This window comes from Luteimonas sp. FCS-9 (genome assembly GCF_001014645.1).
In the GTDB taxonomy this organism is placed as follows: Bacteria; Pseudomonadota; Gammaproteobacteria; order Xanthomonadales; family Xanthomonadaceae; genus Luteimonas.
The window spans coordinates 111,702-128,837 of sequence record NZ_LASZ01000006.1 but is presented as its reverse complement, the minus strand read 5'-3'; the positions used below and the strand labels follow the sequence as shown (position 1 = coordinate 128,837).

General features: G+C 71.0%; 13 protein-coding genes. 5 read left to right on the top strand and 8 right to left on the bottom strand.

Annotated features, from left to right (window positions below):
* Window positions 1-224: 224 nt before the first annotated feature.
* Together WQ56_RS07445 and WQ56_RS07440 are read left to right on the top strand one after the other, a co-directional pair.
* A complete protein-coding gene (locus WQ56_RS07445; RefSeq protein ID WP_047136454.1) occupies window positions 225-2,318 on the top strand; it encodes a carbon starvation CstA family protein in 2,094 nt (697 codons plus the stop codon).
* A gap of 28 nt (window positions 2,319-2,346) precedes the next feature.
* Entirely contained in the window at window positions 2,347-2,571 is a 225-nt protein-coding gene (locus WQ56_RS07440; RefSeq protein ID WP_047136546.1) for a CstA-like transporter-associated (seleno)protein, read from the top strand.
* A 358-nt stretch (window positions 2,572-2,929) separates the two neighbouring features.
* Here the strand turns inward: WQ56_RS07440 and WQ56_RS07435 are convergent, their stop codons facing one another.
* The 3 genes from WQ56_RS07435 to WQ56_RS07425 form a co-directional block, all read right to left on the bottom strand.
* Window positions 2,930-4,189: a DUF819 family protein gene (locus tag WQ56_RS07435; protein ID WP_047136453.1), complete on the bottom strand. Its 1,260-nt coding sequence runs from the start codon at window positions 4,187-4,189 to the stop codon at window positions 2,930-2,932.
* Window positions 4,190-4,297: 108 nt separating this feature from the next.
* Window positions 4,298-6,406, bottom strand: coding sequence for a S9 family peptidase (locus WQ56_RS07430; RefSeq protein ID WP_047136452.1), 2,109 nt, complete (start codon window positions 6,404-6,406; stop codon window positions 4,298-4,300).
* Between the two features lie 113 nt (window positions 6,407-6,519).
* Window positions 6,520-8,484 (bottom strand): S9 family peptidase, encoded by a 1,965-nt coding sequence (locus WQ56_RS07425; protein ID WP_082132255.1) that lies wholly within the window; start codon window positions 8,482-8,484, stop codon window positions 6,520-6,522.
* Between the two features lie 148 nt (window positions 8,485-8,632).
* Between WQ56_RS07425 and WQ56_RS07420 the strand changes: the two genes are divergently transcribed.
* Window positions 8,633-10,360 carry an oligopeptide:H+ symporter gene (locus WQ56_RS07420; protein ID WP_047136451.1) on the top strand — a complete coding sequence of 576 codons (1,728 nt, stop codon included), beginning with the start codon at window positions 8,633-8,635 and terminating at the stop codon, window positions 10,358-10,360.
* Window positions 10,361-10,421: 61 nt separating this feature from the next.
* Here WQ56_RS07420 and WQ56_RS07415 read toward each other — a convergent pair whose 3' ends face one another.
* The 4 genes from WQ56_RS07415 to WQ56_RS07400 form a co-directional block, all read right to left on the bottom strand.
* The gene (locus WQ56_RS07415; protein WP_082132254.1) at window positions 10,422-11,801 is read right to left on the bottom strand and encodes a cytochrome c; all 1,380 of its coding nucleotides are present in this window, start codon (window positions 11,799-11,801) and stop codon (window positions 10,422-10,424) included.
* An 11-nt stretch (window positions 11,802-11,812) separates the two neighbouring features.
* Window positions 11,813-13,588: a GMC family oxidoreductase gene (locus WQ56_RS07410; protein WP_047136449.1), complete on the bottom strand. Its 1,776-nt coding sequence runs from the start codon at window positions 13,586-13,588 to the stop codon at window positions 11,813-11,815.
* Between the two features lie 2 nt (window positions 13,589-13,590).
* A complete protein-coding gene (locus tag WQ56_RS07405) occupies window positions 13,591-14,298 on the bottom strand; it encodes a gluconate 2-dehydrogenase subunit 3 family protein (RefSeq protein WP_047136448.1) in 708 nt (235 codons plus the stop codon).
* A gap of 274 nt (window positions 14,299-14,572) precedes the next feature.
* Window positions 14,573-15,505, bottom strand: coding sequence for a LysR family transcriptional regulator (locus WQ56_RS07400; RefSeq protein WP_047136447.1), 933 nt, complete (start codon window positions 15,503-15,505; stop codon window positions 14,573-14,575).
* Window positions 15,506-15,703: 198 nt separating this feature from the next.
* On the opposite strand from WQ56_RS07400, the gene WQ56_RS18590 reads away from it, so the two are divergent.
* Both WQ56_RS18590 and WQ56_RS07395 read left to right on the top strand, forming a co-directional pair.
* Window positions 15,704-15,856 (top strand): hypothetical protein, encoded by a 153-nt coding sequence (locus tag WQ56_RS18590; RefSeq protein WP_156170417.1) that lies wholly within the window; start codon window positions 15,704-15,706, stop codon window positions 15,854-15,856.
* Window positions 15,853-16,131: a DUF6522 family protein gene (locus tag WQ56_RS07395; RefSeq protein WP_231583371.1), complete on the top strand. Its 279-nt coding sequence runs from the start codon at window positions 15,853-15,855 to the stop codon at window positions 16,129-16,131. Before WQ56_RS18590 ends, WQ56_RS07395 begins: the two co-directional genes overlap by 4 nt.
* A gap of 137 nt (window positions 16,132-16,268) precedes the next feature.
* Here WQ56_RS07395 and WQ56_RS07390 read toward each other — a convergent pair whose 3' ends face one another.
* Entirely contained in the window at window positions 16,269-17,087 is an 819-nt protein-coding gene (locus tag WQ56_RS07390; RefSeq protein ID WP_047136543.1) for an alpha/beta hydrolase, read from the bottom strand.
* Window positions 17,088-17,136: the final 49 nt, after the last annotated feature.

Below are 17,136 nucleotides of genomic sequence, written 5' to 3'. Positions count from 1 at the left end.
GGGCGCGGGGCGGGCGGCGGCATCGTCGTCACTGGGCGGGGGTCCGGACCGGAAGGCGCGCCATCCTAGCAGGGTGCCCGCGTTGTCGCCCCGGCCATTCACCCCGGTCGGCGGCGCGGCCTAATACGAAAGTCGTAGGGTCGCCCGCCCCGATCGGCGCTGCTGCGCATTGACCGCGCCGTCCGCCGAGGCGACCCTGTGCGCGGTCTTCCCGGGGAATCGCTATGAAGGGTGTCGTCAACCACGTCGTCTGGGGCGCTGTCGCGCTGCTGGGCGCGGCCTGCATGGGCGTCGTCGCATTGCGCCAGGGCGAGCAGATCAGCGCGCTGTGGATCGTCGTCGCGGCGGTGTCGATCTACTTGGTCGCCTACCGCTACTACAGCCTGTACATCGCCAAGAACGTCATGGGGCTCGACGTGCGGCGGGCGACCCCAGCGCACGTCAACAACGACGGCCTCGACTACGTGCCGACGAACAAGCACGTGCTGTTCGGCCACCACTTCGCCGCGATCGCCGGCGCCGGCCCGCTGGTCGGCCCGGTGCTGGCCGCGCAGATGGGTTACCTGCCCGGCATGCTGTGGCTGATCGTGGGCGTGGTACTGGCCGGCGCGGTGCAGGACTTCATGGTCCTGTTCGTGTCCAGCCGACGCAACGGCCGCTCGCTCGGCGACCTGGTGCGCGAGGAGATGGGCCAGATCGCCGGCACCATCGCGCTGTTCGGCGCCTTCATGATCATGATCATCATCCTGGCGGTGCTGGCGATGATCGTCGTCAAGGCGCTGGCCGAAAGCCCGTGGGGCATGTTCACGGTGATCGCGACGATGCCGATCGCGATCTTCATGGGCATCTACATGCGCTACATCCGCCCCGGCAGGATCGGCGAGATCTCGGTGGTCGGCATCGTGCTGCTGCTGGGCGCGATCTGGCTGGGCGGCAAGGTCGGCGCCCACCCGACCTGGGGCCCGGCCTTCACCTTCACCGGCACCCAGATCACCTGGATGCTGATCGGCTACGGCTTCGTCGCCGCGACGCTGCCGGTGTGGCTGCTGCTCGCGCCGCGCGACTACCTGTCGACGTTCCTCAAGATCGGCGTGATCGTCGCGCTGGCGATCGGCATCGTCATCGCCAGCCCCGAGGTCACATCGCTGAAGATGCCGGCGCTGACCGAGTTCGCGTCCACCGGCGACGGCCCGGTCTGGAAGGGCGGCCTGTTCCCGTTCCTGTTCATCACGATCGCCTGCGGCGCGGTGTCGGGCTTCCACGCGCTGATCTCCTCGGGCACCACGCCCAAGCTGCTCGCCAACGAGACGCACGCCCGCTACATCGGCTACGGCGGCATGCTGATGGAATCGTTCGTGGCGATCATGGCGCTGGTCGCGGCCTCGATCCTCGATCCGGGCATCTACTTCGCGATGAACAGCCCGGCCGCGGTCGTCGGCACCGACGTGCAGAGCGCGGCGGCGGCGGTGAGCCAGATGGGCTTCGTGATCACGCCCGAGGCGCTGGAGCTCAAGGCCCAGCAGATCGGCGAGCACACGATCATCTCGCGCGCGGGCGGCGCGCCGACGCTGGCGGTGGGCATCGCGGTGATCCTGCACGACGCCCTGCCCTTCACCGGCGAGGCGGCGATGGCGTTCTGGTACCACTTCGCGATCCTGTTCGAGGCGTTGTTCATCCTGACCGCGGTGGACGCGGGCACCCGGGCGGGGCGGTTCATGCTGCAGGACCTGCTGGGCAACTTCGTGCCGGTGCTGCGCAAGACCGACAACTGGGGGGCAAACGCGCTCGGCACCGCGGGCTGCGTGGCCCTGTGGGGCTACTTCCTGTACCAGGGCGTGGTCGATCCGCTGGGCGGCATCAACACGCTGTGGCCGCTGTTCGGCATCGCCAACCAGATGCTCGCCGGCATCGCGCTGCTGCTGTGCACGGTCGTGCTGTTCAAGATGAAGAAGGACCGCTACGCCTGGGTCACGATCGTGCCCACCGTCTGGCTGCTGATCTGCACCACCGCGGCCGGCCTGATCAAGCTGTTCGACCCCAAGCCGGCGGTCGGCTTCCTCGCCCAGGCCAGCCACTACAAGGCGGCGCTGGCCAACGGCGAGCTGCTGGGCGCAGCCAAGACGGCCGGCCAGATGCAGCAGGTCGTCGTCAACGCCTACGTCAACGCGGGCCTGACGGCGCTGTTCCTGTTCGTGGTGTTCAGCACGCTGTTCTTCGCGATCCGCGCGATCGTGCGCGCGCGCCGCGAGGCGGCACCGACCGCGCGCGAGACGCCGTTCGTCGAGCTCACGCCCGACCAGCAGAAGGCGTGGCTGTGATGCGGGCCGCAACTTGGGCGATGCGCTGATGGCCGGCGCGCTGGTTCCGGTCGACTACTTCGCCACGCACAAGCGCGTGTGGCGACGGGTCGTGCAGACCGCGCGGCTGTGCTGCGGCGTGCCGGACTACGACAACTACGTCCGGCACGTACTCGAAAAGCATCCCGACCGCGAACCGATGGACTACAAGACGTTCTTCCGCGAACGCCAGGAGGCCCGCTTCGGCGGGCGCAGCGGCTTCCGCTGCTGCTGATCGGCCGTTGCATGCATCGACGACGGGCGGGACCTCGCGGTCCCGCCCGTTCTGCTGTGCGCCCCGTCGCTGCCCGTCTCCTGTGGCGCGCACTGGCGAGAGAGGATTTCACGGCGAAGCCCAGTTCGCGCGCAAGCGCGCGCCTACACGGGTCGCGCTGCGATATTGGCAACGGGCAGCACCGCAAAACCGTAGGAGCGTGCTCGCGCGCGACGGGTTCCGCGGCAAGGCCCGGTTCGCGCGCAAGCGCGCTCCTACGTGGGAGGGCGCTGCGATATCGGCAACGGGCCCGTAGGAGCGCGCTTGCGCGCGATGGGGCGCCTGCAGACCACCCCGATCGCGCGCCCGCCTCGACGGGCTACTGCCCCGCCATCATCCGCAGGATCTGGCCGACGAAATAGGCGATCACCGTGCCGGTTGCGTAGCCGACGGTGCCCAGCAGCACGCCGACCGGCGCGAGCGTGGGATGGAAGGCTGCCGCGATGACCGGCGCCGACGCGGCGGCGCCGACGTTGCCCATCGAGCCGACGCCGATGTAGAACATCGGCGCCTTGACCAGGCGCGCCGCGCCCCAGATCACCAGCACGTGGACCGCCATCCAGATCGCGCCGATCGCGATCAGCTCCAGCCGGTCGAACAGCTTGGTGAAGTCCATCTGCATGCCGATGCAGGCGATCAGGAAGTACAGGAACACGGTGCCCAGCCGCGAGGCGCCGGCGCTCTCCAGGTTACGCGCGCGCGTGAAGCTCAGGCTCAGGCCCGCGGCCGTGGCGATCAGGATCACCCACACGAAGGCCGAGTCGAGGCTGTACTGCGCGGCATTCTCGACGTTGGCGGCGAACCAGGCCGCCAATGGCGTGGCGATCGCATGCGCCGCGCCGACGATGCCGAACGCCACGCCGACAAGCACCATCAGGTCGGCGAGCGTGGGGATGCGGGCGTTGGCGGCCTCGAACGCGGCCATCTTGGCCTTCATCTCGTCGATCGCGCGCGTGTCGGCGCCCGAGCGCGCGTCGATCTGCGCCGAGCGGTTGGCCAGGAACAGCAGCGTCGCCATCAGGGCGCTGGCCATCGCGACGTCGACCACCGCGAACTGGCCGAACAGCGTGGCATCGACCTGGTAGACCTCGCGCATCGCGACCATGTTCGCGCCGCCGCCCACCCAGCTGCCGGCCAGCGCCGCCATGCCCTTCCAGGTGTCGCCGGCGACGGCCGGCGGGTGCACCCATTCCATGACCTGGAACGAGACGATCGCGCCCAGCACCAGACCGACGGTGCCGGCGACGAACACGAACAGCAGCCTGGGCCCGAGCTTGAGGATGCCCTTGAGGTCGATCGACAGCGTCAGCAGCACCAGGGCCGCGGGCAACAGCACGCGGCTGGCGATCGGGTTGTAGAGGCTGTTGTGCTCACCGTCGATCAACCCGACGGTGTTGTAGAACGCGGGCACGAAGTAGCACAGCAGCAGCGCCGGCACCCAGGTGAAGAACTTCTTCCAGAACGGCGTCGGGCCGCTGGCCAGCCAGAAGATCAGGCCCAGCGTCGCGGCGATCAGGCCGAACAGGACGATGTCGCTGGTGATCAGCGCAGTGGCGGGTTCGGCGGTTTCGATCGGCATGCGGTCGGCCCTTCGGGTAAACGGGATCGGGGGATGCGCATCGCGCCCGGCGACGTGCCGGGCGCGATGGGGCGGGAGCCTTCGCGGGGATGCGGCGGCGAGCGGCCGCTACTGGCCGATGTGCTGCTTGAGCCAGTCGTTGACGGTGTCGTGCCACAGCACGCTGTTGTGCGGCTGGAGCACCCAGTGGTTCTCGTCGGGGAAGTACAGCAGCTTGGACTCGATGCCCTTGCGCTGCAGCGCGGTGAACGTCGACAGCCCCTGGTCCACCGGCACGCGGTAGTCCTTCTCGCCCTGTACCACCAGCATCGGCACCTTCCAGTTGGCGACGTGGTTGACCGGATTGAAGCGCTCGTAATTCTTCGGCTGGTCGAACGGCGTGCCCTTGTTCTCCCATTCGGTGAACCACAGCTCCTCGGTCACGTAGCCCATCGAGCGGGTGTCGAACACGCCATCGTGGTTGACCAGGCACTTCCACGGCGATCGCCCGCCGCGCTCGAACCAGTTGCCGGCGATCCAGTTGATCATGTAGCCGCCATAGCTGGCGCCCAGTGCGCAGGCGCGGTCGCCGTCGAGGAAAGCGTACTTGTCCTGCGCGGCCGCCCAGCCCTTCTGCAGGTCCTCGAGCGGCTTGCCACCCCAGTCGCCGCTGATCGCATCGGTGAAGGCCTGGCCGTAGCCGGTCGAGCCGTGGAAATCGATCATCACCACCGCGTAGCCCTGCCCCGCATACGTCTGCGGGTTCCAGCGGTAGCTCCAGCCGTTGCCGAAGCTGCCCTGCGGCCCGCCGTGGATCAGGAACGCGACCGGATAGGTCTGCCCTTCCCGGTAGTTCCACGGCTTGACCACGTAGCCATGGACGGTCTCGTTGCCGGCGCCCTTGAACGAGAACTGCTCGTAGTCGCCGAAGGCGACGCCCGGCAGCCGCTCGGCCGCGGTCGGGGTGATCTGGCGCAGCGCGCTGCCGGCGCCGATGCCGGCCATGCCCAGGTCCTGCAGCGACGTGGTGTAGAGCGTGTCGCCCGAACGCAGGTCATTGCGGGTGAAAGCGATCGTGTCGCCGGCGACCGCGAACGAGGAGATCGAGCCATCGCCGATCAGCCGGGTCACCGCGCCGGTCTCGACGTCGACGCGGAACAGCGGGTACTCGCCGGTGTCCTGCGCGGCGACGTAGAGCGTGCGGCCATCGGGCGAGGGCTGCAGGCTGCTGGGCGAGCGGTCCCACTGCGGCGCGATCTCCCGCGCCTGGCCGCTGGCGACGTCCATCGCCATCACGGCGTAGCGGTCGGCCTCGAAGCCGGGGCGTTTCATTGCGCGATAGAACAGCGTCGCGCCGTCCTCGCTGAAGACCGGGCCGGCATCCCAGGCCGGGTTCGACGCGGTCAGGTTGACCGGCGCGGCGTCGCCCGTGGCGTCGATGCGGTACAGATCGAAGTTCGTCGACCACGGCGCCTCGCGGCCCGCGACCTTGACGCTGGCAACGATCGAACGCCCGTCCGGCGCCCAGGTGTAGTCCTCCGCCCCGCCGAACGGCTTGGACGGGATGTCGCCTTCGAGCGAATGGCCCAGTGCGCGCACCGTAGCGACCGGCTGCGCACGCGCGGCCGGCAGATCGGCGACGAACAGGCGGCTCATGGTGCCGTCCTTCCACGTGTCCCAGTGGCGGACGAACAGCTGGTCGTAGACCACGCCGCTGGCCTTGGCGTCCTTCTGTTCGCCGAGCTTGCGCCGGGTGCAGGCGAGATCCGCCGCGCAGTCGCCGAAGGTGTCGGCGCTGAACGCGGCGCGGCTGCCGTCGGGCGAGACCTGGAACGTACCGATGTCGACCGCGACGTCGGTCAGCTGCTGCGGCGTGCCGCCGGCGAGCGGCATCGCATAGACCTGCGAAGTGCCGTTCTTGGCGCTGAGGAAATAGACCGTCCCGCCGTCGGCCGACAGCGCGGGCGAGTTGACGTTCCAGCCCTCCGGGGTGATCCGCTTCGGCGGCGCCAGGTCGCGGGTCACGAGGTTGCGCGCGTACAGCGCCGTCGTGGCCTTGCCCGAGTCGAAATCCAGCGTGCGCTGGGCGAAGACCAGATGGCGGCCATCGGAAGTGAGCAACGGCGCGGACACCCGGTCGAGCTTGACCAGGTCGCGGACGTCGAGCCCCCGCTCCTGGGCGGCGGCCGGCAGCGCGGCGAGCAGGCACAACGACAGCAGGACGGGACGCAGTGGCATGGGACGGGCTCCGGGCAAAGAGTCCGCATGGTAGGCCGCGCCCGCCGGGCTGGCAAAGCGCCGCGCCGCGCCCCGCGCATGCCGCGGCGGGTGCGCCGCCGCCTCGCGCGCATTCATTCCTGCGCGGTGGCGCCGCCCAGGTGCGTGGACAGGAAGGCGAGCAGCCGGGTGTAGAACGCGCGCTTGTTCTCCGGCTTGTAGAAGCCGTGCCCCTCGTTGTCCACGTACAGCGTCTCGACCGGCACGTCGGCCGCGCGCAGCGCGCGTTCCATGCGGCGGGTGTGCTCGACCGGCGCGACCTCGTCCTCGCCGCCGGCGACCAGCAGCACCGGGGCGCGGATCTGCCCGGCCAGGCGCGTGGGCGAGCGCGCCGCCAGCGCCGCGACGTCGTCGCCCACCCATTCGTCGGTCCAGGTGCGCGCCCACGCGGCGGAGCGGCGGTTCTCGCTGCGCATCAGCGGCAGGTCGTAGACGCCGACGTAGCCGACCGCGCAGCGGTACAGGTCCGGCTCGCGCGCCGCGCCCATCAGCGCAGCGTAGGCGCCGTAGCTGCCGCCGTAGAGACAGATCCGCGCCGGATCGGCATGGCCCTGCGCGATGGCCCAGCGCGTGGCGTCGGTGAGGTCGTCCTGCATCGTCGTGCCCCAGCCGCGCGCGCCGGCCTGGCGGAAACTGCGGCCGTGGTTGCCCGAGCCGCGATAGTTGACCTGCAGCACCGCGTAGCCGGCCTGCGCCAGCACCTGCACGTCGGGATCGAACGCCCAGTCGTCGAAGATGCCGAACGGCCCGCCGTGCGGCAGCACCACCAGCGGCAACCGCCCGTCCCCGTGTCCGGACGGGCGCGTGAGGTAGCCGTGCAGCACCAACCCGTCCCTCGCCGGCAGCGAGACCGCGCGCATCGGCGCCATCCGCGTGGGATCGACGCGTTCGCGCCGGGCGAGCGCGAATTCCGCCTGCTTGGTGGCCGCGTCGTAGGTGTAGAAGCTGCCCGGATCGACGTCGCTGGTCGCCAGCAGCAGCTTGGTCGAGGCATCGCGCGTGGCCGAGGCGATCCGCACCACCTGCCCCGGGAACGCCTGCTCGAACATGCGCCCGAGCTTCGCATCGCTGGAGGTGTCGTCGAAGAACGCCTGGCGCGGGGTCGCGCCGAGAAAGCGGGCGCCGACCGGCGTCGTCGTCCCCGGCCGGTACACGATCTCGGGGTCGACGACGGCATCGCGCAGCACCTCGCGCCGAGTATCGGCGGCGATGTCCCAGGCGACGATCGCATCGGGACCGGTGGGCTGGGAGACGCGCAGGTAGGCGATGCGATCGTCATCGGAGAAGCCGATCGGGGATTCCTGGCGTCCGCTCTGGGATTCGTCGTTGAGCAGCCGCCAGTCCTCGCCGCGTCCCTTGCGGTAGTACAGCCGCGAGAGATTGTCGGACCGCGCGCCGACCGCGAAGCGGACCTCGCCGGCATGGTCGGTCGTGAAGTCCGCGCGCCCGACCGGCACGGTGGCTTCGGTCGTGCGCCGGCCGGTGTAGACGTCCAGGCGGTCGACGCGGGTCAGCGGATCGCGGGTGAAGGGCGCCACCGACACCAGGATGTTGCGGGCATCGCCGGCCAGCAGGTCGATCGGCCAGGCCTGGACCAGCTCGGCCTTGCCGCCGGCCGGGATCCGGGTGCCGGTCGGCGTGCCGCGCACGCGCCAGCCCACCAGCAGCTGCGCGCGCGAGCCGTCGGCGTTCATCGCGTACAGCTCGCCCGTCGGGCTGGGATAGTCGCGCGCGCCGAAGCGTTCTGCCAGCGCGAAGACCAGGCGATCGTCCTTGGCCCACCAGAAGTCGGCGATGTGGGTGTTGCGCGGCAGCCGGTAGCTGCCGACGACGCTGCGGTCGGTCCAGCGGATCACGCCGATCGCGGTGCTGTCGCCGTGCGGCATCGTCGCGGCGAAGTATTCGCCGGTCGGCGAGATCTTGATGTCGCGGAAGCCGTCGTCCTCGACGAACGGCGCCAGATCGACCTGCGCATGCGCGCCCGCGCACGCGACCGCCACGACAAGCGCGACCATCCACTGCAGTCCCTTGCGGACCATCCCCTGTTCTCCCTTCGATGTGTGCGGCGGCCATGACGCGGCCGGGCCGGTGGACGCGCTCCCCGCGCGTAGCGCCGATTCTAGCGCGGCGGGCGCCGGCGGATGCCGCCTATACTCGCGCCTTCCGCCATTCCACGACGACGCGCCCATGGCCGCAGCCCCCCTCACCGCCCGGAGCGGTGCCGACGACTTCCTCGGCCACCCCAAGGGCGTGTTCGTCTGCTTCTTCACCGAGATGTGGGAGCGCTTCTCCTTCTACGGCATGAAGGCGCTGCTGCTGCTGTACATCCTCAAGTACCACCTGTTCGGCGACGACGCCGGCTTCGACCTGCTCGGTGCCTACGGCGGCCTGGTCTACGCGGTCCCGGTGCTCGGCGGCCTGCTCGCCGACCGCTACCTGGGCATGCGCAAGGCGGTGGTGCTGGGCGGCGTGCTGCTGGTGCTCGGCCACCTGGGCATGGCGTTCGAGGGCGAGCAGGCGCGCGTGGTCGACGGCGTGGTCGTGCGCGACGAGGCCGCGCTGCAGGTGTTCTACCTGTCGCTGGCGCTGATCATCATGGGCGTGGGCTTCCTCAAGCCCAACATCTCGACGATCGTCGGCAAGCTTTACGCGGCCGACGATCCGCGCCGCGATTCGGGCTTCACGCTGTTCTACGCCGGCATCAACGTCGGCGCGCTGTTCGCCAGCCTGGTCTGCGCGTTCCTGGGCGAGACCTACGGCTGGAAATACGGCTTCGGGGCTGCGGGCATCGGCATGGTCGCCGGCCTGATCGTGTTCCTGTGGGGACAGAAGTATCTCTACGGCCACGCCGAGCCGAACGATCCGGCGAAGCTGTCGGAGAAGCTCGGCCCGCTGACCCGCGAATGGTGGATCTACGCCGGCAGCGTCGGCGGCGCGCTGGTGGTCTGGCAGCTGATCCAGCGCACGTGGACGGTGCACGGCGCGATGCACCTGATCGCCGCGGCGCTGGTGGTCTGGTTCGTCTGGTTCCTGGTCCGGCACTGCAGCCGGGTCGAGCGCGAGCAGATGCTGGCGCTGGTGTTGCTGATCTTCGGCGTGCTGGTCTTCTTCACGCTCTACGAGCAGACCTACGGCTCCTGGGTCACGTTCACCGACCGGATGCTGACCAAGGACCTGTTCGGCCTGGCGCCCGGCGGCTACACGCCCGGCGTGCCGTGGGCGATCTTCGCGCTGGGTGCCAGCCCGCTGCTGATGGTGCTCGCGCTGCGCGCCAGCGACCGCGGCCGCGCCGGCACCGCGCGCGCGGCGGCGATCGCGATGGTCGTCGCGCTCGCGGTCGCGCTGGTGCACGACGTGGTGCTGGTGCCGCAGACCGCCGGTTCGCTGACGTTCCTCGGCGCATTCTTCATCGTCGTGCTCGCCCCGGTGTTCTCGTGGCTGTGGCCCTGGCTCGACCGCCGCGGCCTCAACCCGGGCAAACCGACCAAGATGGCGATCGGCCTGGTGTTCGCGGGCCTGGCGTTCGTGCCGTTGCTGATGGCCGCGCAGGCGGCGGGCGACGGCGTGCTGGCGAGCGTGTGGTGGCTGGTGCTGGCCTACTTCCTGCTGGAGATCGGCGAGATGTGCCTGTCGCCGATCGGGCTGTCGGCGGTCACCCAGCTGTCGGTCGCGCGCGTGGTGGGCCTGATGATGGGCGCGTTCTGGCTGGCGACCGCGTACTCGGAGGTGCTGGCCGCGCAGTTCGGCAAGCTCACCGCGCTCGACGTGGCCGAGGGCGAGGCGATCGACATGGCCGTCGCCGCGGCCCGGTACGGCGAGCTGTTCCAGATCATGCTGTGGATCGGCGTCGGCTCGGGGCTGGCCTACTTCGTGCTCTCGCCGCTGGTGCGGCGCTGGATGCACGGCGTGCGCTGAGCCCGGTGCACGCCGCCATCGCCGGCGGCGTGCAGGGCGCGTCGCGCGCGCCGGGCGGGCGTCACCCGCGCTCGGCGACCTCGGTCGGGTCGTGCGGCGCCTCACGATGCGCCGCCTCGGCCTCGACGTCGCGGCGGATCCGCCGCACCTGCGCGGGCGTGACCGCCGATGCGCGGTTGCCCCAGCCGTTGCGCACGAAGGTCGCCAGCTCGGCCACCTCCTCGTCCGACATCCGCCACGCGAAGCCGGGCATGCCCAGGTTCGACGGCGCAGTGCGCGTGCTCGGCATCTCGCTGCCCACCAGGATCAGCCGCACCAGCGTCGTCGGATCGGCGGCCAGCACGGTCGCGTTGCCCGGCATGCGCGGGAACACGCGGTCGTAGCCCATCGCATCGGTCCGGTGGCAGGCCGCGCAGCTGTCGACCCACAGTTCCGCGCCGCGGCTGTCGTTGATACCGGCCTGCAACGCCTGCGCGGTGCCCGGGTCGGGCGCGAACGACGACGGTTCGTCGGCCGAGGGCGGCAGCGTCTTGAGATAGGCGGCGATCGCGCCGAGGTCGTCGTCGGTCAGGTGCTGGGTGCTGTGCAGCACCACGTCGGCCATCGCCGGGCCGACGACCGCCTGGTGCCGGTTGCGGCCGGTGCGCAGCAGCTCGACGATGTCCGCTTCGCTCCAGGCGCCCAGCCCGTCGGCCAGATTGCCGCGCAGGTTGATCGCCATCCAGCCGTCGATGATCTGGCCGCCGGCCAGGTACTGCGACCCCGATTCGTCGAGCGCCTTTTCCTGCAGCGTGAACGCGCGCGGCGTGTGGCAGCTGCCGCAGTGGCCCGGCCCCTGCACCAGGTAGGCGCCGCGGGCGATGCGCGCGTCGGCGTAGCGCGAGGCGTCGAAGCCGGTGTCCTGCGGATCGGGCGCGAAGGTCTTGCGCCAGATGCCGAGCGGCCAGCGCATCGACAGCGGCCAGCGGATGCCGGTCGGACGGTTCTCCTGCGCGACCGCCGGCACCGCGTGCATGAAGTACGCGTACATCGCCCGGATGTCCTCATCGTGCATGCGCACGTAGGCCGGGTACGGCATCGCCGGGTACAGCGTGTCGCCGTTGGGCAGCAGGCCGTGGCGCACCGCGCGGTCGAACTGGTCGAGCGACCAGCCGCCGATCCCGGTGTCGGGATCGGGCGTGATGTTGGTGCTGTAGATCGTGCCGATCGGCGAGGCGATCGGCACGCCGCCCGCGAACGGCGCACCGCCGGCCGCGGTGTGGCAGGCCGTACAGTCGCCCGCCGCCGCCAGGTAGCGGCCCTGTTCGATCAGCGCCGCGTCGTCGGCCGACGGCGCGGGCCCGGCGATGGCCGGCGTCGTGGTCGGCACCAGCGCATAGGCGAGCAGCGCGGCACCACCGACCGCGGCCAGCGCCGCCAGCGAAAGGAGGGTCTTCTTCATCGCGCGCCTCCTCATGCCTGCACCAGCGGACCGGGGTCCTTCAGGTACTGGTCGACGATCGCCTTGGCCGCCCAGTACGCCAGTGCGCCGACCATGCCGGTCGGGTTGTAGCCGTTGTTCTGCGGGAACGCGTTGGAGCCGATCGCGAACACGTTGGGCACGTCCCAGGACTGCAGGTAGCGGTTGAGCGCCGAGTCCTTCGGGTTGGCGCCCATGATCGCGCCGCCGCAGGTGTGCGTGCTCTGGTACTTGGTGATGTCGTAGTGCGTGCCGTCCTTCTTCGCATCGCCCGACATCGCGATCGGATTGAGGATCCGGCTCATCTGCTGGGCCTTGTCGACCAGGTACTGCGAGGCGCGGATCTCGTTGTCGTGCCAGTCGAAGGTCATGCGCAGCAGCGGGCGTCCGAACGCGTCCTTGTAGGTCGGATCCAGGCTCAGGTAGCTCTGCTTGTAGGACATGCAGGCGCCCTGGACCTCGTAGTAGAACGAGTGCCGGAACGCATCGGCCGCGGCCCGCTTCCACGCGCTGCCCCAGGCAGGCGTGCCGGGCGGGACGTTGATGCCGCGCACCGGGCCGGCGCCGGGCTGGCGCGCCCAGATGATGCCGCCGCCGACGAAGCCGGCCTCGGCATTGTCGAGCTGGTTGCCGTTGAGGTCGTCGATCGTCGTGCCGGCGCCGCCGATGCCGATGAAGCCGTTGGCCTGCACGTCCTTGTCGAAGAACAGCACCACGCGGTTGAGGTTCTGGTACGAGTAGTTCTTGCCGATCGTGCCCTCGCCGGTCTGCGGGTCGTAGGGCGTGCCGATGCCCGAGACCAGCATCAGGTGCACGTTGATGTACGAGAACGCGCACAGCAGCACCAGGTCGGCCGGCTGCCGGACCTCGCGGCCCTGCGCGTCGAGATAGGTCACGCCGGTGGCCTTGCGGCCGGTGCTGTCGAGGTCGACCTTGAGCACCTGGGCATGGGTGCGCAGTTCGAACAGTTCGCGCTGGCGCAGCACCGGCAGGATGCAGGCGTTGGGGCTGGCCTTGGAGTAGTTCAGGCAGCCGTAGTCGCTGCAGAAGCCGCAGGCGTTGCACGGCCCCATCTGGCAGCCGTAGGGATTGGTGTAGGCGCGCGAGGTGTTGGACGCCGGGATCGGGTACGGATGCCAGCCCATTTCGCGCGCGGCGCCGTAGAACAGCTCCGCGCCGAGGTAGTTCGGGTTCGGCGGCAGCGCGTACTCGCGCGAGCGCGAGCCCTCGAACGGATTGCCGCCCTCCTGCAGCACGCCGTTGATGACGCCGGCCTTGCCCGAGGTGCCGCAGACGTACTCGAAGTGGTCGAAGTGCGGCTCGAGCTCCTCGTAGCTGACCGGGAAATCCTGGATGGTCATGTCCTGCGGGATGAAGCCACGGCCGTAGCGCTGCTCGATGTTGCTGCGGAAGTTGAAGTCCTCCGGCAACGCGCGGAAATGGCAGCCCGACCAGTGGCTGCCGGCGCCGCCGACGCCGGTGCCCGGCTTGAACGAGCCCATCTGCCGGTACGGCACCGCCGTCTGGCCGGTGTTGTGGCGGATGGTGATGGTGTCCTGGGCCAGGCTCTGCAGATACTTGCGGTGCACCGAGCCCTCGAGCTCGTCGACCACCTTGGGATAGGCGAAGTCGGGTTGCGTGTCGCGGTCGGCGCCGCGCTCGAGCGCGACCACGTGCAGGCCCGCGTCGGTGAGTTCCTTGGCCAGGATCGAGCCCGTCCAGCCCATGCCGACGATGACCACGTCGACCTTCGGTTTCGTCGTCGCCATGCTCAGCCCCTCCTGCCCGACAGGTCGACCGGCGGCAGCGGATACGGCCGGTCGCGCACGGTCACCCAGTCGATGTAGTCGGCCCGCATGCCCGGGTAGCCGATCATCTTCCACGCCCCCATGTCCTTGTTGCCGCCGTGGACCGGATCGGAGAAATAGCCGTTCTTGACCTCGGCCAGCAGGTTGGCGAAGAAGACCTTCGACGAGATGTCGTCGAGTTCGAGCTTGCCGTCCTGCGCCGCGGTGAGCAGCGCCTCCTGCTGCGCGTGTTCGAGCTGCGCGAACGTGCGGCCCTCGAACGCCTGCCTGCAGTGCGCATCGGTCGCGGCCATGCCCACGCGCAGGATGTCGCGCAGCGGCAGGCGGCCCTGGTAGCCGAACTCCGGCGGCGCCTCGAGGTACGGCCCCTGCATGTACCAGATCGCGCCGCTGGCATAGGGCGTCTGCATGTGCCGGTCGATGAACTCGGGCACGCCCGATTCCACCGCGCCGGGCCCGATCTCGTCGTGCGGGATCAGGCGATCGCAGGCGGCGACGAGGAACGTCCACTCGGCCGCGTTGAAGAACGTCGGCACGTAGTCGCGCGCAGGCGCCACGTCCCCGGAGCCGCCGCAGCCGGGCAGCGCGGCGGCGACCGGCAGCAGGGTCAGCCCCTTGAAGAAGCGGCGGCGCGACGGCGAGGCCGCGGGATCGGAGGGGGGCTTGGACATGGTTGGCGACCTTTTCAGGATGGCTGGAGTTGCGTCACGCGGGGATCGCGCGGGGCGCCCGCTTGCGTGCGGGCCGCGGCGTCGCTGGTGCGTGGGTGCGCGATGCGCACGCCCGGCGCGCATCGGCCAGGTGCGCAGCGCATGCGCGGGTCACGTCGATGGCGCAGGCCGCAGTGCGGTGCGTCCGATTGTCGCAGGCCGGCGCGAGATTGCGGCCTGCGAATTTGCGATGGGGGCCATCGCGAAAACGGGCGCCCCACCGCGCGCCTCCGTGTCAGCCGGGGGCCGGCGGCGCGGCGGCGTCGTCGGAGGTCTCGCGCAGCAGGCCGATCAGCGCCAGCACGGCGGGCGGCTGCGGCGTGCGGCGCAGCGCGTAGATGTCGAGCGAACGCGCGCGCGCCCAGTCGTCGTCGAGTGCGCGCGAGGCGAAGCGCGCGCTGCCGGCGTAGGCGCGCAGCGCGCTCGCCGGCATCAGCGCCACGCCCAGGCCCGACTCGATCATCCGGCAGATCGCGTCGAAGCTGCCGACGGTCAACCGCGGGTGGAACCCGGGATCGCGGCGGCGCCCGTGGGCCCTGACCAGCCCGTCGAGCGCCCCCCCGGCGCGGTAGCCGATGACCGGGTAGTCGAGCACCTGCGCGAACGTCAGCGGCCCGTCGGCGGCCGCGAGCGGATGGTCGCGCAGCGTCACCACGTGCACTGCGTCGGGCACGAACGACCAGCGCTCCAGGCCCGGGGGGATCGGGCCGGACACGCCTACGCCGAGGTCGGCGTCGCCCTCCAGGCATGCGCGTACGACGCGGTGCGTATCGTCCTCGACGATCGAGAGGCTGACCTGGGGATGCCGCTCGCCGAACCGGCGCAGGCGCTCGGGCAGCGCGCCGATCAGGGCGGCGGGGTTGGTATGCAGGCGGACGTGGCCGCGCAGTTCGCCCTCGCCCAGGTGCGCGACCTCCCGCACCAGCGATTCGATCTCGGCGTTGATCCGTTCCGCATGCCCGAGCACGAAGCGGCCGGCCTCGGTCAGGTCCAGGCCCCGCGGCGAGCGGATGAACACCGGCGCGCGCAGCGTGTCCTCGAGTTCGGCAATGCGGCGCGACAGCGCCGATGGCGAGATGTGCGCAGCGCGCGCCGCCTGGGCGATCGAGCCGGCATGCGCGACCGCGACGAACAGGCGCAGCGTGTAGGCATCGAGCTTGAGCTTCATCGCACGGTCCCATCGCTTCGCGGCGGTGCCGACGGTCGGGGCCCGGGGCCCACGCCCTGGACCGGGCGCGCCGCACGGGGACGCATGATCGCAGCTGGCCGGAACCGCGACAACCAAAAGCGCCGGCCGGCACCTGACCCAGATCAAGGCATGCCCCGCGCGGGCGCGCGAGGATGTCCGCAAACGAGGAGCATTCCCATGCATGGCCATCAGGACGCCCCGGGCGACGACGTGCCCGCGCCCGAAATCGAATACGACGCGTCGCGCGGCGCGCTGATCGAGCGTTTCGCCGACACCGCCAGCGACTTCGGCGCCCTGGACGCGGAATCGCTGGCCGGCATCGCGCTGTGAGCGAGGCGTTCACGATCGCCGCGCCGCGGCGGCGCCAGCCATCGCTCGAGGTCGACGGGGCGCTGGTCGCCGGACGCCTGGGCCTGGACGGCCCGGCGTTCCGCCAGCTGATGGCCGACGGCAAGGTCAGCGTGCTGTGCGAACGCGGCGTCGGCGAGGATGCCGGCCGCTGGCGCGCGACGTTCTACTACGCCGGCCGGCGCGCCCGGCTGCTGCTCGACGAGGCCGGCGACGTGCTCGACGCGTCCGACGACGGCGCGACGCCGCCGGCTTAGCCGCGGGCGCGGCCCGCGACCGGCCGTCCGGACATCGCGAGGATGCGGGGGATCGACCGCGCATCGTGTCGCCGGCGTCCAGGCCCGGCGTCCCGAACGGACGTGGTGCCGCAGCGGCGCTTCGACATCGCCCAGCCCTAGCGCGGCGGCCGCCTTTGCAACAGGCCGGCGACCGCCTGCAACACCTCCGCCTCGCGCTCGCGATGCGGGACGTGGCCGCAACCGGGCAGCAGCACGCACCGCGCGGGCCCGCCGACGTGCGCGACGATGGCTTCGGGATGGGCCTCGCTGCCGAACGGATCGGAGCGCCCGTGCAGCGCCAGCACCGGACAGCGCACGGCCGGCAGCGCGTCGACCAGGCGCCAGCCTGCGAACCAGGGCGCGAGCCAGGTCTCGGTCCAGGCATCGAGCACCCAGCGCGCGCGGGGCCCGTGCAGGCGCTGCAGCCGCGCGAAGCGCGCCGGATCGACCGCGAACGCGTCGCGCGCCGCACGCACGCCTGCGACCGTCCGCGCCTCGACGAAGGCCTGCGCCGAGACCGCGACCGCCGCTTCGCATTCCGCCGGACGGTGCGCCGCCGCCAGCAGCGCCATCGACCCGCCGGTGCTGTGCCCGAACACGACGACGCGACCGAGGCCGAGCGCCGGCACGACCGTCCCGATCGCGAACGCCGCCTCGTCCTCGACGAAACCGGGTCCGGGCAACGCCTGGCGCGGGGTCGAGCGCCCGTAGCCGATGCGGTCCCAGGCCACGACGCCGCGACCGGTCGCCAGCGCCAGCCGCGCCGGGAACGACCCCCACGCGGCCACGCAGCCCAACGACTCGTGGAACAGCAGGATCGGGGCTCCGGCCGCACCACCGCCGGTGTGCGTCCAGGCCGTGGCGTGGACCGTGCCGCGCGGGGTGTCGAGCGCGTGCTCGGCGACGCGCAGCCGCTCGTCGGCCGGTCCGCTCATCGCAGCGTCCGCTCGGTCCGGGCCGGCCGCGTTGCCGCCGCCCGCGACG